Genomic DNA, 16,593 nt, shown 5'->3' on the forward strand with positions numbered 1-16,593 from the left:
TTTGGTGCCGGCCAGGGACACAGTGCCCGCCTTGAACTGGATGCAGCCGGACGGTCTCCGACTCCGACTCCGGCTCGTCGTGCCCGGCAACGTGCGCCACAACTCGGGCGGCAATGTCTACAACGCCGCCCTCACCCGGGAGCTCGCCGTCCTGGGAGTGGAGGTGGACACCTGCCCGCTCGACGGCGGCTGGCCGGTGGGCAGCGCCGCGGACCGGCGGCGGCTGGGCACCCTCCTGGGCGCCGACGCCGCGACCGGGGATGGCGCCACCGGGGATGACGCCGGCGACGACGGCCAGGGCGCCCGCCGCCGCATGGTCACCCTTGTCGACGGTCTCCTCGCCTGCGGGGCGCCGGACGAGTTGGCAGCGGCGGCTGCCGCCGGCCGGCCCGTCTGGATCCTGCTCCACATGCCGCTGGACGACACTGGACAGCACGAAACCGGCCTGGAACGCCGGGCCCTGCGGGCTGCGGCCGGGGTGATCTGCACCAGCGGCTCTGCTGCGGCCGTGATCCGGAACCGGCACGGGATGGACGGCGTCCGGGTTGCCCTGCCCGGCACGGACACCGCCGCACTGGCATCCGGTTCCGTGCCTCCGCACTTCCTTGCCGTGGCCGCCCTGCTGCCAAACAAGGACCAGTCGCTGCTCCTCGCGGCCCTGTCGGCCCTGTTGGATCTGCCGTGGACCGCGTCACTGATCGGCTCGGACACGGCGGATCCGGGTTATGCCGCGCTGGTCCGGGACATGGTGCAGCACCTGGGACTACAGGACCGCATCCGGATTCCGGGGGAGCTGCGAGGCGCGGCGCTGGACGCGGAATGGGCCGCAGCCGACCTCAGCCTGCTCATCTCGCAGGCCGAGACTTTTGGGCTGGTGGTCACCGAGTCGATTGCGCGCGGCGTGCCCGTGATCGTCCGGGCCGGCACCGGCGCCGTCGAAGCGCTGTCTGCCGGCGCGCCCGCGCCGACGCCCCCGGGAGCTACAGTCCCGAAAGCAACGGGCGGGCCGGCCGCCCTGCCGGGAACCGCCGTCGCCCTCGACGTGGACCCGGCTCCGCTCGCAGTGGCGCTGCGACGCTGGCTGGCCGACCCCGCGGTTCGCACGCACTGGCGGGCCGCTGCCCTTGATGCCCGGGACCGGCTTCCCGGCTGGGACGCCACAGCCCGGACCGTGCTGGAAGCCTTGGATCCGGAGCACCCGGCGGGCCCGCCGTCGGCCGCCCTGCAGGAAAAGCCCGCCGCGGAAGATTCCCCTGCCGCACCAGCTGGTGGACAATGACCCCATGACGCCCGAGCCACTGACCGCGCAGCCCCGGACGGCGAATATGCCGCCGGCCCTGACCCTCACCCCGGAGCGGCTCCGCGCCTGGGCCTGGCACAAACAGGGCCTGGACGGTTCGCTGGCCGGCTGCACCTCGGAGCAGGTCTTCGCCCAGGCGGGCTGGGCGCGCTCCGTTGGCGGCGCCAACCCTTACCTCACGCTCTTCGCCCGCGCCGGCATCCGCCGCGAACAAGTCGACGCCGACGTCCTGTCACACCGGATCCTCGAACTCCCGACGGCGCGCGGCTGTACTTACGTCCTGGGCCGGGACGACTGCGCCTGGGCGCTGATGCTGGGCAAGGATGCCGGCGAGGCCTTCCGCGTGCTTGGCAGGCTGGGGGTGGACCGCGGCGAAATCACGCTGCTGGAGGAGCAGGTGCTGCACACGCTCGCCGAGGCCGCCGCCCCGCTGGATCCGCGGCAGCTCAAGGAGGAACTCGGCGACTCGGTGCGGAACCTCGGCGAGGAAGGCAAGAAGAAGGGCGCCACCACCACGCTGCCTACGGCCCTCGGCATCCTGCAGTCGCAGGGCCGGATCCGCCGGGTCCCGGCCAACGGTCGCCTCGACCAGCAGCGCTACGCCTACGAATTGTGGAACCTGCCGCCGAGCCCGCTTGACGACGACGAAGCCCGCGCCGAGCTGATCCGCCATTACCTTGGCTGGACCGGAGGCGCAACGTTCAAACAGTCGCAGTGGTTCACGGCCTTCACCGTGGCCCAGAGCAAGGCGTCGCTGGCTGCGGCCGGCGCGGTGGAGGTTCCCACTGCCGCCGGGGAGATGCTGTGGATGCTGCCCGACGACGTCGAACGGCTCGCCACGTTCCGGGAGCCGGCCCACGAACAGATCCAGCTGCTCGCCGGAACGGACTCGCTCGCGCTGCTGCGGCGGAATGCCGCCGAGCTGCTGGCAGCGGAGGACCAGCACACGAACGCCCTGGGCTCGCTGGCGCTGCAGGCGGACCTCCCGGACCATCCCATTTTCGACCGGGGCCGGATTATCGGGCTGTGGCAGTACGATCCCGGCAGGGAGCGGATCGTGCCCTGGGTGTTCCACGCCCCCACGCCCGCTGTGACCTCGCGGATCGCCGAGGTCGAGGCGTGGATCCGCGAGGACCTCGGCGACTTCCGAGCCTTCAGCCTCGACTCGCCGGCCACCCGGCAAAAGCGAATCGACGCCCTGGCGGCAGCCGCAGCAGGCTCCGCCGCCGCCAGGTAGCACGGCAGGGAAACATCGGGGATGGGGGACTGGCGATGGCGAAGGTTCAGGCGCCGCGGTGTCCGGCAAAGAATTCCCGCAACAGCGCCGCGCACTCGGGCTCGCGGATCCCGCCATACACTTCCACCCAGTGGTTGAGCCGGCGCTCGCGGAGGATGTCGAACACGGAGCCGGCGGCCCCGGCCTTCTCGTCCCAGGCCCCGAACACGACCCGGGGGATCCGGGCCAGCACCACAGCCCCGGCGCACATGGCGCAGGGTTCCAGCGTCACCACCAGGGTGCAGTCCTCGAGGCGCCAGCCGTCACCGGCCTTTCCGTCCCGGGCGCTGAGTTCCCGCAGCCGGGTGGCCGCCTCACGGATGGCCACCATCTCAGCGTGCGCTGTCGGGTCCCCGAGTGCTTCCCGTTCATTGCGACCGCTGCCGAGTACCGTGCCGTCCGGACCGATGACGACCGCGCCGATCGGAACGTCCGTCGTGGCCAGCGCGGCGCGCGCCTCGGTGAGGGCAAGGCCCATCCATTCGGCATGGCGGGGCTCAGGGGAAGTCATGGCTCAATGATAGTTTCGACCGTAAGCAAGCTGTGCAACACCGAAGAGTCAGGAGACGGCCGTGACCACCCGGACTGAGAGCTGGCTGACGCGGCGCTGGGGCAAATGGGTGGTGCCCTACGCGGCGCTGTGGATCACCATGCTCATTGGCGGCGTGATCGTGGTGTTCCTGGCGCTGCTAAGTGCCGAGGTCTACAACGACGTCGTGGACGACGCCGGCCTCGCGAACCTGGACAAGCCGACACTGGCGTTCATGGAGCAGTTGCGCAGCCCTGGCCTGGACGCCTTTATCACCGGGTTCACCAATATCGGCGGCGGCATCGGGATGCCCATCCTGGGCAGCATCCTGACGGCGCTGCTGATCTTCACCTCCCGGAGCTGGCGGCCGCTGATCCTGATCGGCGGCGCGGCCGCCGTGTCGGTGACTGCCACAACCCTGGGCAAGAAAATGATCGGCCGCGTCCGCCCGGACCATGCCGACGCCGTGCCGCCTTACGAGACCTCGCCGTCGTTCCCGAGCGGCCACACGCTGAACACCACGGTGGTGATCGCCCTGGTGGTGTATCTGGCCTGCCTGCAGATCAAACGGACCAGCGCCCGGATCGGCCTGATCGCCGCGGGTGTGATCTTCATCGTCGCAATGGGCCTCAGCCGGGTCTATCTGGGCCATCACTGGATGACCGACGTGATTGTCGGGTGGGGCATCGGGCTGGCCTGGGTGGGGATTGTGATCCTGGCGCACCGGTTCTTCCATGTGCTGCGGCGCCGGGAACGTGCCGGCGAAGCGCCGACCTTCGAGCATCCCGCACACCTCCATGACGGTGCCGTCGCCGGCAATGCTGGCGGCCCTGCCGACGGCACTGCACAGGCCGACGCGAACGACGCCGATACCCCCGGCCCTGCGGGACGGTCCCCAGCGTCCGGGTGATAGTTTTGACGCATGCGCACTCTCGTTGTGGACCACCCGCTGGTCGCCCATAAGCTCACCGTTCTGCGGGACAAGAACACCCCGTCGCCGGTCTTCCGCCAGCTCACCGAGGAACTCGTCACGCTCCTGGCGTACGAGGCGACCCGCGAAGTCCGCACCGAACCGGTGACCATCGAGACGCCCGTCAGCACCACCGTGGGCACCGCCTTCACCAAGCCAACCCCGCTGGTGGTCCCGATTCTCCGGGCCGGGCTCGGCATGCTCGAGGGCATGACCAAACTGGTCCCCACCGCCGAGGTCGGCTTCCTGGGCATGGCCCGCGACGAAGAGACCCTGGACATCATCACCTACGCCGAGCGCCTCCCGGAGAACCTCACGGACCGGCAGATCTTCGTCCTCGATCCCATGCTCGCCACCGGCGGCACGCTGCGCGAGGCCATCAAATTCCTTTTCAAACGCGGCGCCTCCGACGTCACCTGCATCTGCCTGCTGGCCGCCCCGGAAGGCCTGGCGAAGCTGGAAGAAGAGCTCTCCGACGCCAACGTGACGATCGTGCTCGCCTCGATCGACGAGAAGCTCAACGAAAAGTCCTACATCGTCCCGGGTCTGGGCGACGCCGGCGACCGCCTCTATGGCGTGGCGGGCTAAGCCAGCCGTTCGGTCGGGGACCCGTCCCCGCGGCGGTTCCCCCGGGGTTGAAATTTTCCTTCCGGAACAGACCATCCCGGGTTAGCCTGAGCCCCATGGACTGGAAACTTGAACTTGTCTTTGTCCCGGTGTCCGATGTGGACCGCGCCAAGGATTTCTACGTCAACAAGGTGGGCTTCAACGCCGACTTCGACGAGCGGCCGATGGACGGCATCCGCTTCGTTCAGCTGACCCCGCCGGGCTCCGGCTGCTCGATCGCCATTGGTGAGGGCCTCAGCGATGCGCCCCCCGGCACCGCCCCCAGCATGCAGCTTGTGGTCAGCGATATCGGGGCGGCCCACCAGCAGCTCAAGGACAACGGCGTGGACGTCAGCGACATCGATGTCCAGGACTGGGGTCATTTCGTCTATTTCGCCGATCCCGACGGCAACAAATGGGCAGTGCAGTACATCCCCAACCGCGGTGGCGGCTAGATCTTCCCTTCGGGAAGGCCGGACCGGCTGCAAAAAGACCAGAAGTTGTTAGTACCAGTTGTTGGCGTAGTGGAAGTTCAGGGCGCCGCAGGGTGAGCCGTAGCGGTCCTTCACGTACTTCAGGCCCCAGTTAATCTGCGTGCGGTAGTTGGTCCGGTAGTCCGCGCCCGCGCTGGCCATCTTCTCTGCCGGCAGGGACTGGACCACGCCGTAGGCGCCGCTGCTCGGGTTGGTGGCAGTCGTCTCCCAGTCCGATTCCTTGGTCCAGAGCTTCATCAGGCACTGCATCTGGCCGGCGGCCCAGCCGTAGGAGCCCAGCTGGCCGGCGGCGTAGGCCTGCGCGCCGGCAGGGTCATTGACGGCAACGGGGGCGGGCGCCGGTGCGGGCTCCGGAGCCGGCACGGCGGCCGGGGCCGGGGCAGCGACCGGTGCCGGCGGAGCCGCCGGGGCGGGTGCTTCGGCGGGCTTCACCTCGGCGGACGGGGCCGCGGCGCCACCGGTGGGGATCACGGCCTGGTTCGCGACCCGGACGCGTTCAAAGTCCAGGTGCGTCAACGGATCCGCCGTCGCGGCGGCCTGGGTGTTGCGGGCGGCTGTTTCGGACGCGTGTCCCGCGGCCCCGGCCCCCACGATCACCGCGCAGGCGGCGGCAACAACCGCAGCCCGGCGGCCGGTGGATCCGATTTTGCCGGCAAACCGGGCCCGCATCGAAGCGGGCTTGGCTGGGTCTGCGCGGTGGCGCGACGGCTTGGAGCGGGTCGTTTCTGCAGCGCCGTCAGGGCGTGATTGTGCCTTGAAATCAGTCATGATCGCCTCTCAACGCCTGCGGAGTTAGCTGTCGGGTTCGGATGAGGTCACCCGGCCGCACGGAAGTTCACGTGTCGGCTTCACCCCAAGGGCGCAAGATGCAAATTGCCCGGGAACTCTGGGTCCCCCGCCTCTGCCTGGTGCAGCGGAATCCGGGAGGCGGCAGAGCTTGGCGTGCATCCGGATATGCGGGCCCAGTGATGGCCGCACCCTGAAGACCGTACAGGACCCGGGCGCCTAAGTCACATTTCGGTAACGGAGATCACGATGGCGGCGTGGCGTCTTGCAACCTCTCCGGCTCGTCCTCTGGCGCGGTCGGCGCTGCCGGCAGGCGCACGGTGAACTCCGTCCGTCCGGGGACCGACGTTACGCTGACGGTCCCGCCATGGGCCGCAGTAATCGACTGCACGATGGACAACCCCAGCCCGCTGGTTCCTTCGGCGGAGGCGCTGGTAACAGGGGCAGCGCCCTCGGGAGCAGCCGACGGCGAACGCGGCGGATGAAGCGGAAGGCTGGGGAGGGGCCGCCGCCCGAGTGCCTGCGTCGTGACGGCCACCGGATTCTTCCGGGAGGCGTCCGCGCGGGTGAAACGCGCAAAGACGCGGTCCACGAACTCGGGGGCGATTCCGGGGCCGTTGTCCGTCACCGTCACCACGGCGGTTCCGTCCGGCATGAGCTTCACACCGGTCACGACCGTCGTGCCCGGTCCGGTGTGCTTTCGCGCATTGGAGAGCAGGTTGGCCAGCACCTGGTGGAGCTGGGTCGCGTCGCCGCGGACCACCACGGGCTCCTCCGGGAGCTCCAGGTGCCAGACCCGGTCCGGTGCCATGACCTTCTCATCACTTACGGTCTCGACGGCCAGCTGGGTGAGATCCACCTCGCTGAGCTTCAGCGGCTGGCCCTCATCCAGCCGGGCGAGCAGAAGCAGGTCCTCCACCAGGGTTGTCATCCGCTCGGACTGGCTCTGCACCCGGGCGAGGGATTTCTCGCCGTCGGGGGTGAAGTGCTCGGTCATCCGCATCAGCTCGGTGTAGCCGCGGATGGCGGTCAGCGGCGTGCGCAGCTCATGCGAGGCATCCGCGACGAACTGGCGGACTTTCATCTCGCTCTTGTGCCTGGCCTCCAGCGCGTTGGACACATTGTCCAGCATCAGGTTCAGGGCATGCCCGACGCTGCCCACCTCGGTTCCCAGGTGTGCTGCGGACGCCGGAACGCGCATGGCAAGTCCCACTTCGCCGGCGTCGAGCGGCAGGCGGGAGACCTGGGTCGCCACCTCGGAAAGCTGGTCGAGCGGCTTCATGGTACGGCGGATCAGCGCCGTTCCGGCGAGGCCGATCACGACGAGGCCGCCGGCGGACACAAGCACCATGGTCCAGACCAGGGAGGCCAGTGTGTTCTGCTTCTCCGCAAGCGGCAACCCGGTCACTATCACGGCGCCGTCCGGGGACTCGGCCGCTACCAGCCGGTAGGCCCCGGCGGACAGCGTCCGGTCCACCGGCGCCGTCCGGGGGGTGAGTTTGAGGAGTACGGCGTCGTCTTCGTCCGTGAGGGACTTTCGGGTGGCATCCTCAGCGAGGAAGCCGGCACTGCGGACGGAATCCTCCACGATCCGGGCATTCAGGGTGCCAATTCCCTGGCCCCGTGCCTCCAGGGGATCGCCGCGGCCGCCGGAGCGGCCAAAGTCGCGGGCCCGGACCGCTGCCTGCTCCAGCTGCGTGTCGAGCTGTCTGGTCAGGAAGACGTTCATCGAGGCATAGCTGACGACGCCGACGGCACCGCAGATCGCCACGAGCAGGGCCATGGCCACGAGGACGAGCCGGGTGCGCAGGTGCCAGGTGGACGGGTTGCGCCAGCTGAGCCCGGAGGGGCGGATTCCGCCGGAGCGTTCATGCACGGATCAGTCCGCCGGCTTCAGGACATAGCCGGCGCCGCGCACCGTGTGGATCATGGGCGGGTGGTTGGCATCGACCTTCTTGCGAAGGTAGGAGATGTAGAGCTCCACGATGTTGGCCTGGCCGCCAAAGTCGTAGTCCCACACCCGGTCCAGGATCTGGGCCTTGCTGACGACACGTTTCGGGTTCTCCATGAGGTAACGCAGCAGTTCGAACTGGGTGGCCGTGAGGTGGAGTTCTTCACCCGCCCGCCGGACCTCCCTCGTATCGACATTCAGGACGAGATCCCCGACGACGAGTTCGGCTGTATCCATCGCAGCCACCCCGGAACGCTGGACCAGCCGGTGCAGCCGCAGGAGCACTTCCTCCATGCTGAACGGCTTGGTCACGTAGTCATCACCGCCGGCAGCGAGTCCGGTGATCCGGTCCTGGACAGCGTCTTTGGCGGTCAGGAACAACGCCGGCACCTCCGGCGCGAAGGCGCGGATCCTGCCCAGCAGCTCGACGCCGTCGAACCCGGGAAGCATCACGTCGAGCACCAGCACGTCGGGGCGGAAATCCTTGGCAAGCTTCACCGCTTCGGGGCCGTCGGCGGCGACGGCAACCGACCAGCCCGCCATCCGCAGGCCCATGCTCATAAGCTCGGAGAGACTCGGCTCGTCGTCCACGACCAGGGCGCGGATGGGGGACCCGTCCGGGTGGGTGAGCTGGGGGAGATTGTTGGTCATGGAGTGCGAAGTGGCCATGGGACAACTCTCCGATCTGACGGTTAGGCGCGGCTTTGGGGATCCTGTGCGGCACCTGTGAATCCCAGCCTAGCGAGCTGGACGTTCCCAAAGCGGCCATCCGGGCGGCAGATTCCGGAAATACCGGGTGACCACTCTGTGGGACGGTGGACATCCGATGCTCAGTAGGCGAACTGTTTTACGGTTTCGAGATACGATGACCGATTTCTCGTATTAGAGGAGTCTCGGCGAAGAATATTTGATAACGAAGTCATTCCGGGGGCAATTATTCACAAGTATGGTTTTTTCCGCAGCCAGCCAGAATTGTGATCTGCGCTACAAATGCCCGTTTCGTCTCACATCGTGGACTGATGCGTGCATTGTTACTTGCAAGTTTTCATTGTTACGTTGCACACTTCAAGTGTGAACAAGAACTCAACAGCACCTGCATCCGCAGTTTTTTGGATCAGCGCACCCGCTGGTACCCAGAACCGTTGTTGTCGAATGCACGCCTAACTTTTACACCCCAAAGGTTTCTAGGCATTCGCCCCCAGCCCAGCGTCGGGCGCCCCTCCCCAGTTTTCATTGCGGGGAAAAGTAGCATTCGAGCCGCGATGACGGCCATTCACATTGAGGTAAGCAATCCATGTCAGTTGCATCCGGATACGTCCACATCTCCGTCCGTAACGCCAGCAAGGCCGGCCAGGCCTCCGGCATCCGCCAGGGCTTCGGCGGCCGCGCTTCCTTCGCCCCTTCCGGTTCCGGCAACAGCATTCCTGCCCCGGGCTATGCCCCGCAGGGCTACAACCCCAATTCCTACGGACAGCTCCGCGCCGTTCCGCCGGCGCCGGCCACGGCTCCGACTCCCGTGATTGCGCCGGGCAGCGCCGCCGCCGTTCGTCCCGTCCCGAGCGACAACGTTGCCCGCGGTTTTGTGCTCTACATGGGTATCGACGAGGAAACCGCGGCGGCCGCCGGCACCTCGATAGCCAAGCTCGCCCAGGAAATCCGGGCCTACGCCCAGTCGCTGGTCTCCGGCGCCGAAAGCTACGCGGCCGTTGCTGTCGCCCCGGCCAGCGCCCCGGGCTCCGCGCTCGACGTCGTCCGTTCAACCTTCGGTGACCCCACGGTGGGTGCCCGCCAGCGTTCCGAGACGGCCCGCCTGCAGCAGCCGCAGGATACGCGTCCGTCCGGCGTGCTGATTGACCTTGCCCGCCGCGAGGTGGCGCTCGACGGCGAATCCCTGAACCTCACGTTCAAGGAGTTCGAGCTGCTCAACTACCTTGTGGAGAACGGCACCCGTACCGTGGGCCGCGACGAGTTGCTCGAAGGCCTGTGGCGGAATGCCGAAGAGGTGCCCAACGAGCGCACCATCGACGTCCACATCCGCCGCCTGCGCTCCAAGCTCGGCCGCCTCGCCAACACCGTGCGTACGGTCCGCGGCCAGGGCTACCGCTTCTACGAGCACCCCGAGGTTGTTGTCTGGGCCGCCCCGGAGTACTCGATCTAGATTTCCGGCCCGCGCAAAAGCGCCCGTCCCTCATGGGGGACGGGCGCTTCTTGCGTGTTCGCGGCTATTCCCGGCGCACCGGCGGGGCGGACTGTTTCTTAAGTCCCGGCGTCGACGCCCTGCCAGAAGGAGCTGACGCGGGCATTCCAAAGTTCCGGAACCTCTTGGAAGGGCTGGTGGGCCTCGCCCTCGATTACTTCAAAGATGGCGCCTGGGATTCGCTCCGCCACGGCACTGCACAGCTCGGGCCGGATGATCATGTCATTGCCGCCGGCGAGCACGAGCGTCGGGGCAGTGACTTGGGCAAGGCGGTCCGCTGTTTCGTGATTCATGAAGGCGTCGATAAATGCCTGCAGGTCCTCGGTGCTCTGTTTGTGCGGGAAGGCAAGCACCCCCTCAATGATCTGCTCGACCGTACCGTCGTTGTGCGACCGGGGAGTGTAGATGTCCAGGAAGAACCCCTCAAGGAAGGCCCGTTCGGTGGGCGCCACTTCCACCAGCCACCGGATGAAGCGTGCCCAGGAACGCAGATAGGAATCTGTAGTTGCCCAGGTGCTCTGCAGGACCAGGCTCCGGACCAGCCCCGGGTGGCGCAGCGCCAGCTCCTGGGCGATGATGGTGCCGCCTGAGAATCCGGCGATGTGGGCCGACGTTACATCGTGGCCCCGGAGGACGGCGGCTGCGTCGTCGGCGAGATTCTCTACCGTGAGCCGCCCGCTCGGCATTGCGGTGCGGCCTGCGCCTGGATTGTCGAAGGCCAGCAGGCGATAGCGGTCGGCGAGACCGTCCAGCTGGAACTGCCATGACTCGACCGTGTCGCCCAGGCCCCCGATCAGCAGGACATCCGGCCCGTTGCCGACCTGCTCCGTCCAGATCTCAACTTTGCCGGCGCGTATATGCGCTCCCATTGGCCTGCCCTTCGCTAGTGCCAGCGCTTCGGACCCATCCGGGGCAAGTCTGTTGCACAGCGTTGTTGGGCGCAACAGCCAACCGCAAGGTGGGGTTGCGTTGCCCTTTGGACCCTGTTGGCGCGGGGGAGAGCGGCGTAGTCTCGGACCGTTGAGCCGACTATTGGGAGGAAGACATGTCTGTTGCACGGATTACGACCCTAAGCGCGAACTCCAAGACCTCGTTTGATGCCGCTATCAAAGAGGGTATCGATCGGGCTAACAAGACCCTGCGCAATGTCACCGGGGCATGGGTGAAGGAGCAGAAGGTTGAAATCAACGACGGCGCCGTCGTTGCCTGGCACGTTGTGCTGGAAGTGACGTTTGTCCTGGACGACTGAGCGGGGATTGGTGGGATGCGCGCCCGGGACCAGCCGCCGCACTAGGATTGGTCCATGAGCGCGCATCACATCAAACGGCTGGTGATCATGCGGCATGCCAAGTCGGATTGGCCCGGTGGCATCGCGGATCATGACCGGCCGCTCGAAGAGCGCGGCCACCGGGACGCCCCGCAGGCCGGAAAATGGCTGCTCAAGCACGGTGTGGTCCCCGATTTTATTCTCTGCTCCAGCGCGCTGCGCACGCGGCAGACCTGCACCTGGGTCTGCAGCGAACTGGGCGACAAGGCTCCGACGCCGAAACTTGAGGACGGGCTCTACGCTGCCCCGGCCTCGAGGATGCTGACGGTCATCAACCACGTGCCGGATACCGTGACGACCCTCATGGTGATCTCGCACATGCCCGGCGTGCAGGACCTCGCTATGCACCTGGCCTCCCGCGATTCCAACCATGATGCCTACATGGACGTCGCCTCGCGGTACCCCACGAGCGCCCTGACGGTCCTGGAGACGGACAAATCCTGGGCCGAACTGGACGGCCAGGACGCCAAGCTCACACACTTCAAGGTTCCCCGGGCCAAATAGCGCCCTGGCGCTGCCCCGGCAGACGGTCTGAGTGGAGCCGACCCTATACTTGGGGCATGCCGACGCGTGTGCTGGCCACGAAACTCCATGTTCCAGTTCCCCGTCCGCAGGCCGTTCCCCGGCCCCACCTGCTCAAACGGCTGGACGAGGGTTTCAACTCAGGGCGCAGGCTGACGGCTGTTTCCGCACCTGCTGGTTTTGGCAAGACCACGTTGCTGAGTGAATGGATCGCCCACCGCCGGGGAAACGGGCCGGACGTTCGGGTCGGATGGCTCTCACTTGATGAAGGCGACAACGAGCCCCCCCGCTTCCTTGGCTACGTTCTGTCTGCGCTGCAGAATGCGGAAGAAGGCATCGGGGCAGAGGCGGTGGGGCTCCTGCAAAGTTCCTCGGTGCTGCCGGTCGAAGCGATCCTGACCGTCCTGATCAACGACGTGGCACGAGCAGGCCGGAAGATCATCCTCGTGCTCGATGACTACCACGTCATTACCGCCCCGGCCATCCACGAAGCACTCATATACCTGCTCGACCACCTGCCCTCCCAACTGCACCTGGCTTTAGCCACCCGCTCCGACCCGCCCCTGGGCCTCGCCCGACTGAGAGCCCGCGGCGAACTGACCGAACTGCGTGCCGCCGACCTGCGCTTCACGCCCCAGGAAAGCGCTGACTTCCTCAACGACGTGATGGGCCTGCGCCTTTCGGCCGGTGACATTGCTGGCCTCGACGCCCGCACCGAAGGATGGATCGCCGGCCTGCAGCTGGCCGCTCTCTCCATGCGGGGACACCAGGACAGTTCGGGGTTCATCCGCGCGTTCACCGGCAGCCACCGCTTCATCATCGATTATCTGGTCGAGGAGGTGCTGCAACGCCAGACCGACGACGTGCGCAGTTTCTTGCTGGACACCGCTGTCCTCGACCGGATGACCGGCCCTCTCAGCGAGGCCGTCACCGGGCAGACCGGCGGCAGCGCGATGCTGGAAACCCTGGACCGCGGGAACCTGTTCGTCGTTCCGTTGGACGACTGCCGGGAGTGGTATCGCTATCACCATCTTTTCGCGGAGGTGCTCCGGTCGCACCTGCAGAAGGAACAGCCCGAACGGGTGCCGGCCCTGCATCTCCTCGCCAGCGGGTGGTACGACCGCAACGACATGCCGGAAGATGCGGTGAAGCACGCGCTTTCCGCCGCGGACTTTGAACGGGCGGCGGGGCTGATCGAAGCGACTTTGCCTGCGATCCGCCGCGGCAGGCAGGATTCGGTGCTGTTGGGCTGGCTGAAGCAGCTACCTGACCAAGTGGTCAGACGCCGGCCGGTGCTGAGCGTCTTTTACGCCTGGATGATGCTGGTCACCGGCGACCTTGAAGCCGTGGGGTCCCGGCTGCGTGATGCCGAACAGGGGCTGGACGCTGCGGCCCGCACAGCGGTCCAGGGGGACGAGTTCCGAATGCTGCCGGTGACCATCGCCATCTACCGGGCATCGCTGGCGCAGGCTCTTGGCGATGTGGCGGGCACCGCAGAACACGCCCGGCGCGCACTCAAGCTGGCACCGCCAGGGGATCATCTCTCTCATGGCGCCGCAGCCGGATTCCTGGGCCTGGCAGCCTGGGCGGGCGGAGACCTCCTGACAGCAGTGCCAATTTTTTCAAAGGCAGTAACGAGTCTGCACATGGCCGGTAACATCGCCGATGAACTGGGCAGCACCATAGTGCTGGCCGACATGCTGACGGCCCGTGGCAGGCCGCTCGAGGCACGGCGGCTCTACGAGCAGGCCATACAGCTGGCCGTAACCCAGGGCGAATCCGTTCCACTTGCCGACCTGCATGTGGGGATCAGTGAGTTGCACTGTGAGTTCGGCGATCCGGTAGCCGCCGCCCGGCATTTGCAGACCAGCACGGCGTTGGGGACGCGTGCGTCCCTGACGGAAAACCGGTATCGGAGGTTGGTGGCCCTGGCCCGGGTGAGGGAGATCGAGGACGACCCCGACGGGGCTATTGGCTTGCTGGATGAGGCTGAGCGCCTGTACATCCGAGGATTCCTGCCCGAGGTGCGGCCGATCGCGGCAAAGAAGGCGCGAATCCGGATCACACAGCTCAGGCTGTCTGAGGCCCGCGACTGGATCCGCGAACGCGGGCTGTCTGCCACGGATGACATCAGCTACCTGCGCGAGTACGAACACCTCACCCTGGCCCGCCTTCTCATCGCCGAGTACAGGCTCCACCGGACAGACGACACGATCCGCGAAGCCCTGCTGCTGCTGGACCGGCTGCTCGAAGCAGCGGAGGCATCCGGACGATCCGGAAGCGTGAACGAGATCTTGGTGCTGCAGGCCATCTCCCGCCAGGAACGGGGACACCTGGAGCCGGCGCTGGTCTCCTTGGAACAGGCCTTGGTCCAGGCCGGGCCCGAGGGCTATGTCCGGCTCTTTCTCGATGAAGGCAAACCCATGCAGACGCTACTGGGGGAGGCCGGGAACCAGGGGATCGCTCCGGAACATGTGGGCCGGCTGCTCCTGGCCTATGGAACAGCAGCAGCCGATACCCCCACCGCCCCCCTGGGCGTCGATCCCGTCGCGGAACTGCTCAGCAAGCGCGAACTGCAGGTGCTCAAGCTCTTCAACACCCCGCTTAGCGGCCCGGAAATCGCCCGCGAACTGTTTGTCTCGGTCAACACGCTTCGTACGCACACCAAGCACATTTTTTCGAAACTCGACGTGAGCAGCCGCGCGGCGGCAGTCCACCGTGCGCAGGAGCTCCGGCTGATCTGAGCAGCCGGGGCACGAAGGTCACCCCATCAATCACCACATGTGGTGATGCCGCGTCACCACCGGCCCGGGTAGTTTCTGGTTATCCCCCGGCACCGGCCCGGGGCCTACTTGGAACAACAGGAGACCTGCCGTGGACCAGCAGCATGTGCCCGCGTGGTACGAAGTGCGCATCAAGGACCACCTTAATGATCGCTGGGCCGACTGGTTCGATGGCATGGTTCTTACCCGCGAGAGCGACGACACGACCACGTTGTGCGGGCCGGTGATCGATCAGGCGGCACTGCATGGCCTGCTCGGCAAGGTACGGGATCTCGGCGCGACGCTGATTTCGGTACAAGCCGTTGGCAACCCGGACGCTCTCCGGGAGATTCCGCGGGCCTGCGGCCCTGCGCAGGGCCCAACTGCCAACGAGGCACCCTAAACGGCTTACCGGCCTTCTTCACTTCTGTCGACCCCGCCCGGTTCGACGTCCCCACCATTGCGCGCCGCTAGGCACCCACCAATCCACGAGGAGAATGACATGACCGGCACCGGCCGAACCGCGGCAACGAAACGGGTTCCGATGAACTCACTGAGGAAGACCGCCCTTATCGCAGGCGCGTTCTACCTGATCACCATCTTCGTCTCGATCCCGGCCCTTGTCCTGAAGGGCCCCGTACTGAGCAACCCCGGTTACATCCTCGGCCCCGGACCCGACACCGCCGTGATCTGGGCCGGATTGCTCGATGTAATCGCAGCCCTCGCCTGTATCGGCACCGCCGTCGTGCTGTTCCCGGTGGTAAAACGGCAGAACGAGGCCGCCGCGCTGGGCTTCGCTGCAGCCCGCGTCCTGGAAGCCGCCATCATCGTCGTCGGCGTCGTGAGCCTCCTCTCGATCGTGACCCTGCGGCAGGACCTCGCCGGCGCCGGCGGAGCAGAAGCGGCCTCACTTGCCACCACCGGCAGGTCGCTCGTCGCTTTCCACAATTGGACCTTCCTGCTCGGCCCCGGCATCATCCCGGCCCTGAACGCACTGCTGCTGGGCTACCTGATGTACCGGTCCGGCCTGGTGCCGCGGGTGATTCCCTTGGTGGGACTCATCGGAGCCCCCCTGCTCCTCGCTTCTGCGGCCGCAACCCTTTTCGGCATCAACGACCAGATCTCCGTGTGGTCGGCCATCGCTGGCATCCCGATGCTTATTTGGGAGTTCTCACTGGGCAGTTGGCTGGTGGTCAAAGGCTTCAAGCCCTCTCCCATCACTGCTGGAGAGGTCGCTGCGGGCACCCCGGCCGCGTACCGGGACGTCGACGCCTAATTGACGGGAACCCTGCCGGCCCCACCGAGGGCCCGGCGACAACACCAATTCGGATACACCTGGAGGATCCATGAATACCAGAGAAGCAACAAGATCAGCCCGGGCGGAGAGTGTCGGCGTAGCGGAGTTGCCGCTCTACCGGCTGCACCTGATGCGTGCCGGATACGCCCTGATGGGCTTCGGCCTGGCAGTGTTCCGGTGGCCCGAGTACCTCAACCATCCGGAGCCATGGCTTCTGCATGAGGGAGTCGTAGCCTGCCTCCTCACGGCAATGTCGCTGCTGGCGTTCCTGGGCCTGCGATACCCGGTCCAGCTGCTGCCGCTACTCCTGTTCGAATCGGCCTGGAAACTGATCTGGCTGTCGCTGGTCGCAGTTCCCGGCCTGATGGCCGGTGACGTGGATGAGGCAACAGGGAAAGTGCTGGTCAGTTGCTCGTTGGTCGTCGTCGTCCTGGCCGTCACTCCGTGGCGGTTCGTGTGGCAGCAGTACGTCATCGCCAGGGGAGACAAATGGCGATGACCCACGGCAGGACACGTCGAACCGACACCGGATGCATAGTCATGCAGGCGATTCTGCGGTTTACTGATGCTGTTTAC

17 protein-coding genes and 1 riboswitch are annotated in these 16,593 nt (G+C 66.6%); of the genes, 12 read left to right on the forward strand and 5 right to left on the reverse strand.

The window, feature by feature from the left end; genetic code table 11:
- Window positions 1-40 precede the first annotated feature (40 nt).
- Both J2X01_RS14815 and J2X01_RS14820 read left to right on the forward strand, forming a co-directional pair.
- On the forward strand, window positions 41-1,279 hold the full coding sequence (locus tag J2X01_RS14815) for a glycosyltransferase (protein ID WP_310059076.1): 1,239 nt from the start codon (window positions 41-43) through the stop codon (window positions 1,277-1,279).
- Window positions 1,280-1,283: 4 nt separating this feature from the next.
- On the forward strand, window positions 1,284-2,537 hold the full coding sequence (locus J2X01_RS14820) for a DNA glycosylase AlkZ-like family protein (protein WP_310058886.1): 1,254 nt from the start codon (window positions 1,284-1,286) through the stop codon (window positions 2,535-2,537).
- 46 nt (window positions 2,538-2,583) lie between these two features.
- Here the strand turns inward: J2X01_RS14820 and J2X01_RS14825 are convergent, their stop codons facing one another.
- Window positions 2,584-3,087: a nucleoside deaminase gene (locus J2X01_RS14825; protein ID WP_310058888.1), complete on the reverse strand. Its 504-nt coding sequence runs from the start codon at window positions 3,085-3,087 to the stop codon at window positions 2,584-2,586.
- Window positions 3,088-3,148: 61 nt separating this feature from the next.
- On the opposite strand from J2X01_RS14825, the gene J2X01_RS14830 reads away from it, so the two are divergent.
- The 3 genes from J2X01_RS14830 (at window position 3,149) to J2X01_RS14840 (ending at window position 5,136) form a co-directional block, all read left to right on the forward strand.
- On the forward strand, window positions 3,149-4,015 hold the full coding sequence (locus tag J2X01_RS14830) for a phosphatase PAP2 family protein (protein ID WP_310058891.1): 867 nt from the start codon (window positions 3,149-3,151) through the stop codon (window positions 4,013-4,015).
- A gap of 12 nt (window positions 4,016-4,027) precedes the next feature.
- Complete coding sequence (upp, locus tag J2X01_RS14835; RefSeq protein WP_310058894.1) at window positions 4,028-4,663, forward strand: uracil phosphoribosyltransferase; 636 nt, start codon at window positions 4,028-4,030, stop codon at window positions 4,661-4,663.
- Window positions 4,664-4,758: 95 nt separating this feature from the next.
- The gene (locus J2X01_RS14840) at window positions 4,759-5,136 is read left to right on the forward strand and encodes a VOC family protein (protein ID WP_310058897.1); all 378 of its coding nucleotides are present in this window, start codon (window positions 4,759-4,761) and stop codon (window positions 5,134-5,136) included.
- A gap of 48 nt (window positions 5,137-5,184) precedes the next feature.
- On the opposite strand, the gene J2X01_RS14845 is transcribed toward J2X01_RS14840, so the two are convergent.
- From J2X01_RS14845 to J2X01_RS14855, 3 genes are all read right to left on the reverse strand, one after another.
- Window positions 5,185-5,943 (reverse strand): aggregation-promoting factor C-terminal-like domain-containing protein, encoded by a 759-nt coding sequence (locus J2X01_RS14845; RefSeq protein ID WP_310058901.1) that lies wholly within the window; start codon window positions 5,941-5,943, stop codon window positions 5,185-5,187.
- A riboswitch (cyclic di-AMP (ydaO/yuaA leader) is annotated at window positions 5,942-6,101 on the reverse strand. Its footprint overlaps the gene before it by 2 nt.
- 104 nt (window positions 6,102-6,205) lie before the next feature.
- Window positions 6,206-7,837, reverse strand: coding sequence for a sensor histidine kinase (locus J2X01_RS14850; RefSeq protein ID WP_310058904.1), 1,632 nt, complete (start codon window positions 7,835-7,837; stop codon window positions 6,206-6,208).
- Window positions 7,838-7,840: 3 nt separating this feature from the next.
- The gene (locus J2X01_RS14855; RefSeq protein ID WP_310058907.1) at window positions 7,841-8,581 is read right to left on the reverse strand and encodes a response regulator transcription factor; all 741 of its coding nucleotides are present in this window, start codon (window positions 8,579-8,581) and stop codon (window positions 7,841-7,843) included.
- A 625-nt stretch (window positions 8,582-9,206) separates the two neighbouring features.
- On the opposite strand from J2X01_RS14855, the gene J2X01_RS14860 reads away from it, so the two are divergent.
- Window positions 9,207-10,070 carry a winged helix-turn-helix domain-containing protein gene (locus tag J2X01_RS14860; RefSeq protein ID WP_310058910.1) on the forward strand — a complete coding sequence of 288 codons (864 nt, stop codon included), beginning with the start codon at window positions 9,207-9,209 and terminating at the stop codon, window positions 10,068-10,070.
- 98 nt (window positions 10,071-10,168) lie between these two features.
- Here the strand turns inward: J2X01_RS14860 and J2X01_RS14865 are convergent, their stop codons facing one another.
- Window positions 10,169-10,978 carry an alpha/beta fold hydrolase gene (locus J2X01_RS14865; RefSeq protein ID WP_310058914.1) on the reverse strand — a complete coding sequence of 270 codons (810 nt, stop codon included), beginning with the start codon at window positions 10,976-10,978 and terminating at the stop codon, window positions 10,169-10,171.
- A gap of 176 nt (window positions 10,979-11,154) precedes the next feature.
- On the opposite strand from J2X01_RS14865, the gene J2X01_RS14870 reads away from it, so the two are divergent.
- The 6 genes from J2X01_RS14870 to J2X01_RS14895 all read left to right on the forward strand — a co-directional run bounded on the left by J2X01_RS14870 (window position 11,155) and on the right by J2X01_RS14895 (window position 16,516).
- Window positions 11,155-11,358 carry a dodecin family protein gene (locus tag J2X01_RS14870; RefSeq protein ID WP_310058918.1) on the forward strand — a complete coding sequence of 68 codons (204 nt, stop codon included), beginning with the start codon at window positions 11,155-11,157 and terminating at the stop codon, window positions 11,356-11,358.
- A gap of 54 nt (window positions 11,359-11,412) precedes the next feature.
- A complete protein-coding gene (locus tag J2X01_RS14875) occupies window positions 11,413-11,940 on the forward strand; it encodes a SixA phosphatase family protein (RefSeq protein WP_310058921.1) in 528 nt (175 codons plus the stop codon).
- Between the two features lie 56 nt (window positions 11,941-11,996).
- Window positions 11,997-14,702 (forward strand): winged helix-turn-helix domain-containing protein, encoded by a 2,706-nt coding sequence (locus tag J2X01_RS14880; protein WP_310058925.1) that lies wholly within the window; start codon window positions 11,997-11,999, stop codon window positions 14,700-14,702.
- Window positions 14,703-14,832: 130 nt separating this feature from the next.
- Window positions 14,833-15,123: a DUF8691 family protein gene (locus J2X01_RS14885; RefSeq protein WP_310058928.1), complete on the forward strand. Its 291-nt coding sequence runs from the start codon at window positions 14,833-14,835 to the stop codon at window positions 15,121-15,123.
- Window positions 15,124-15,222: 99 nt separating this feature from the next.
- Window positions 15,223-15,996, forward strand: coding sequence for a DUF4386 domain-containing protein (locus J2X01_RS14890; protein WP_310058931.1), 774 nt, complete (start codon window positions 15,223-15,225; stop codon window positions 15,994-15,996).
- Window positions 15,997-16,066: 70 nt separating this feature from the next.
- Window positions 16,067-16,516 carry a hypothetical protein gene (locus J2X01_RS14895; protein ID WP_310058934.1) on the forward strand — a complete coding sequence of 150 codons (450 nt, stop codon included), beginning with the start codon at window positions 16,067-16,069 and terminating at the stop codon, window positions 16,514-16,516.
- The last annotated feature ends 77 nt before the right edge of the window (window positions 16,517-16,593 follow it).

The sequence above is a fragment of the Arthrobacter ginsengisoli genome (genome assembly GCF_031456935.1).
Classification (GTDB): Bacteria; Actinomycetota; Actinomycetes; order Actinomycetales; family Micrococcaceae; genus Arthrobacter; species Arthrobacter ginsengisoli.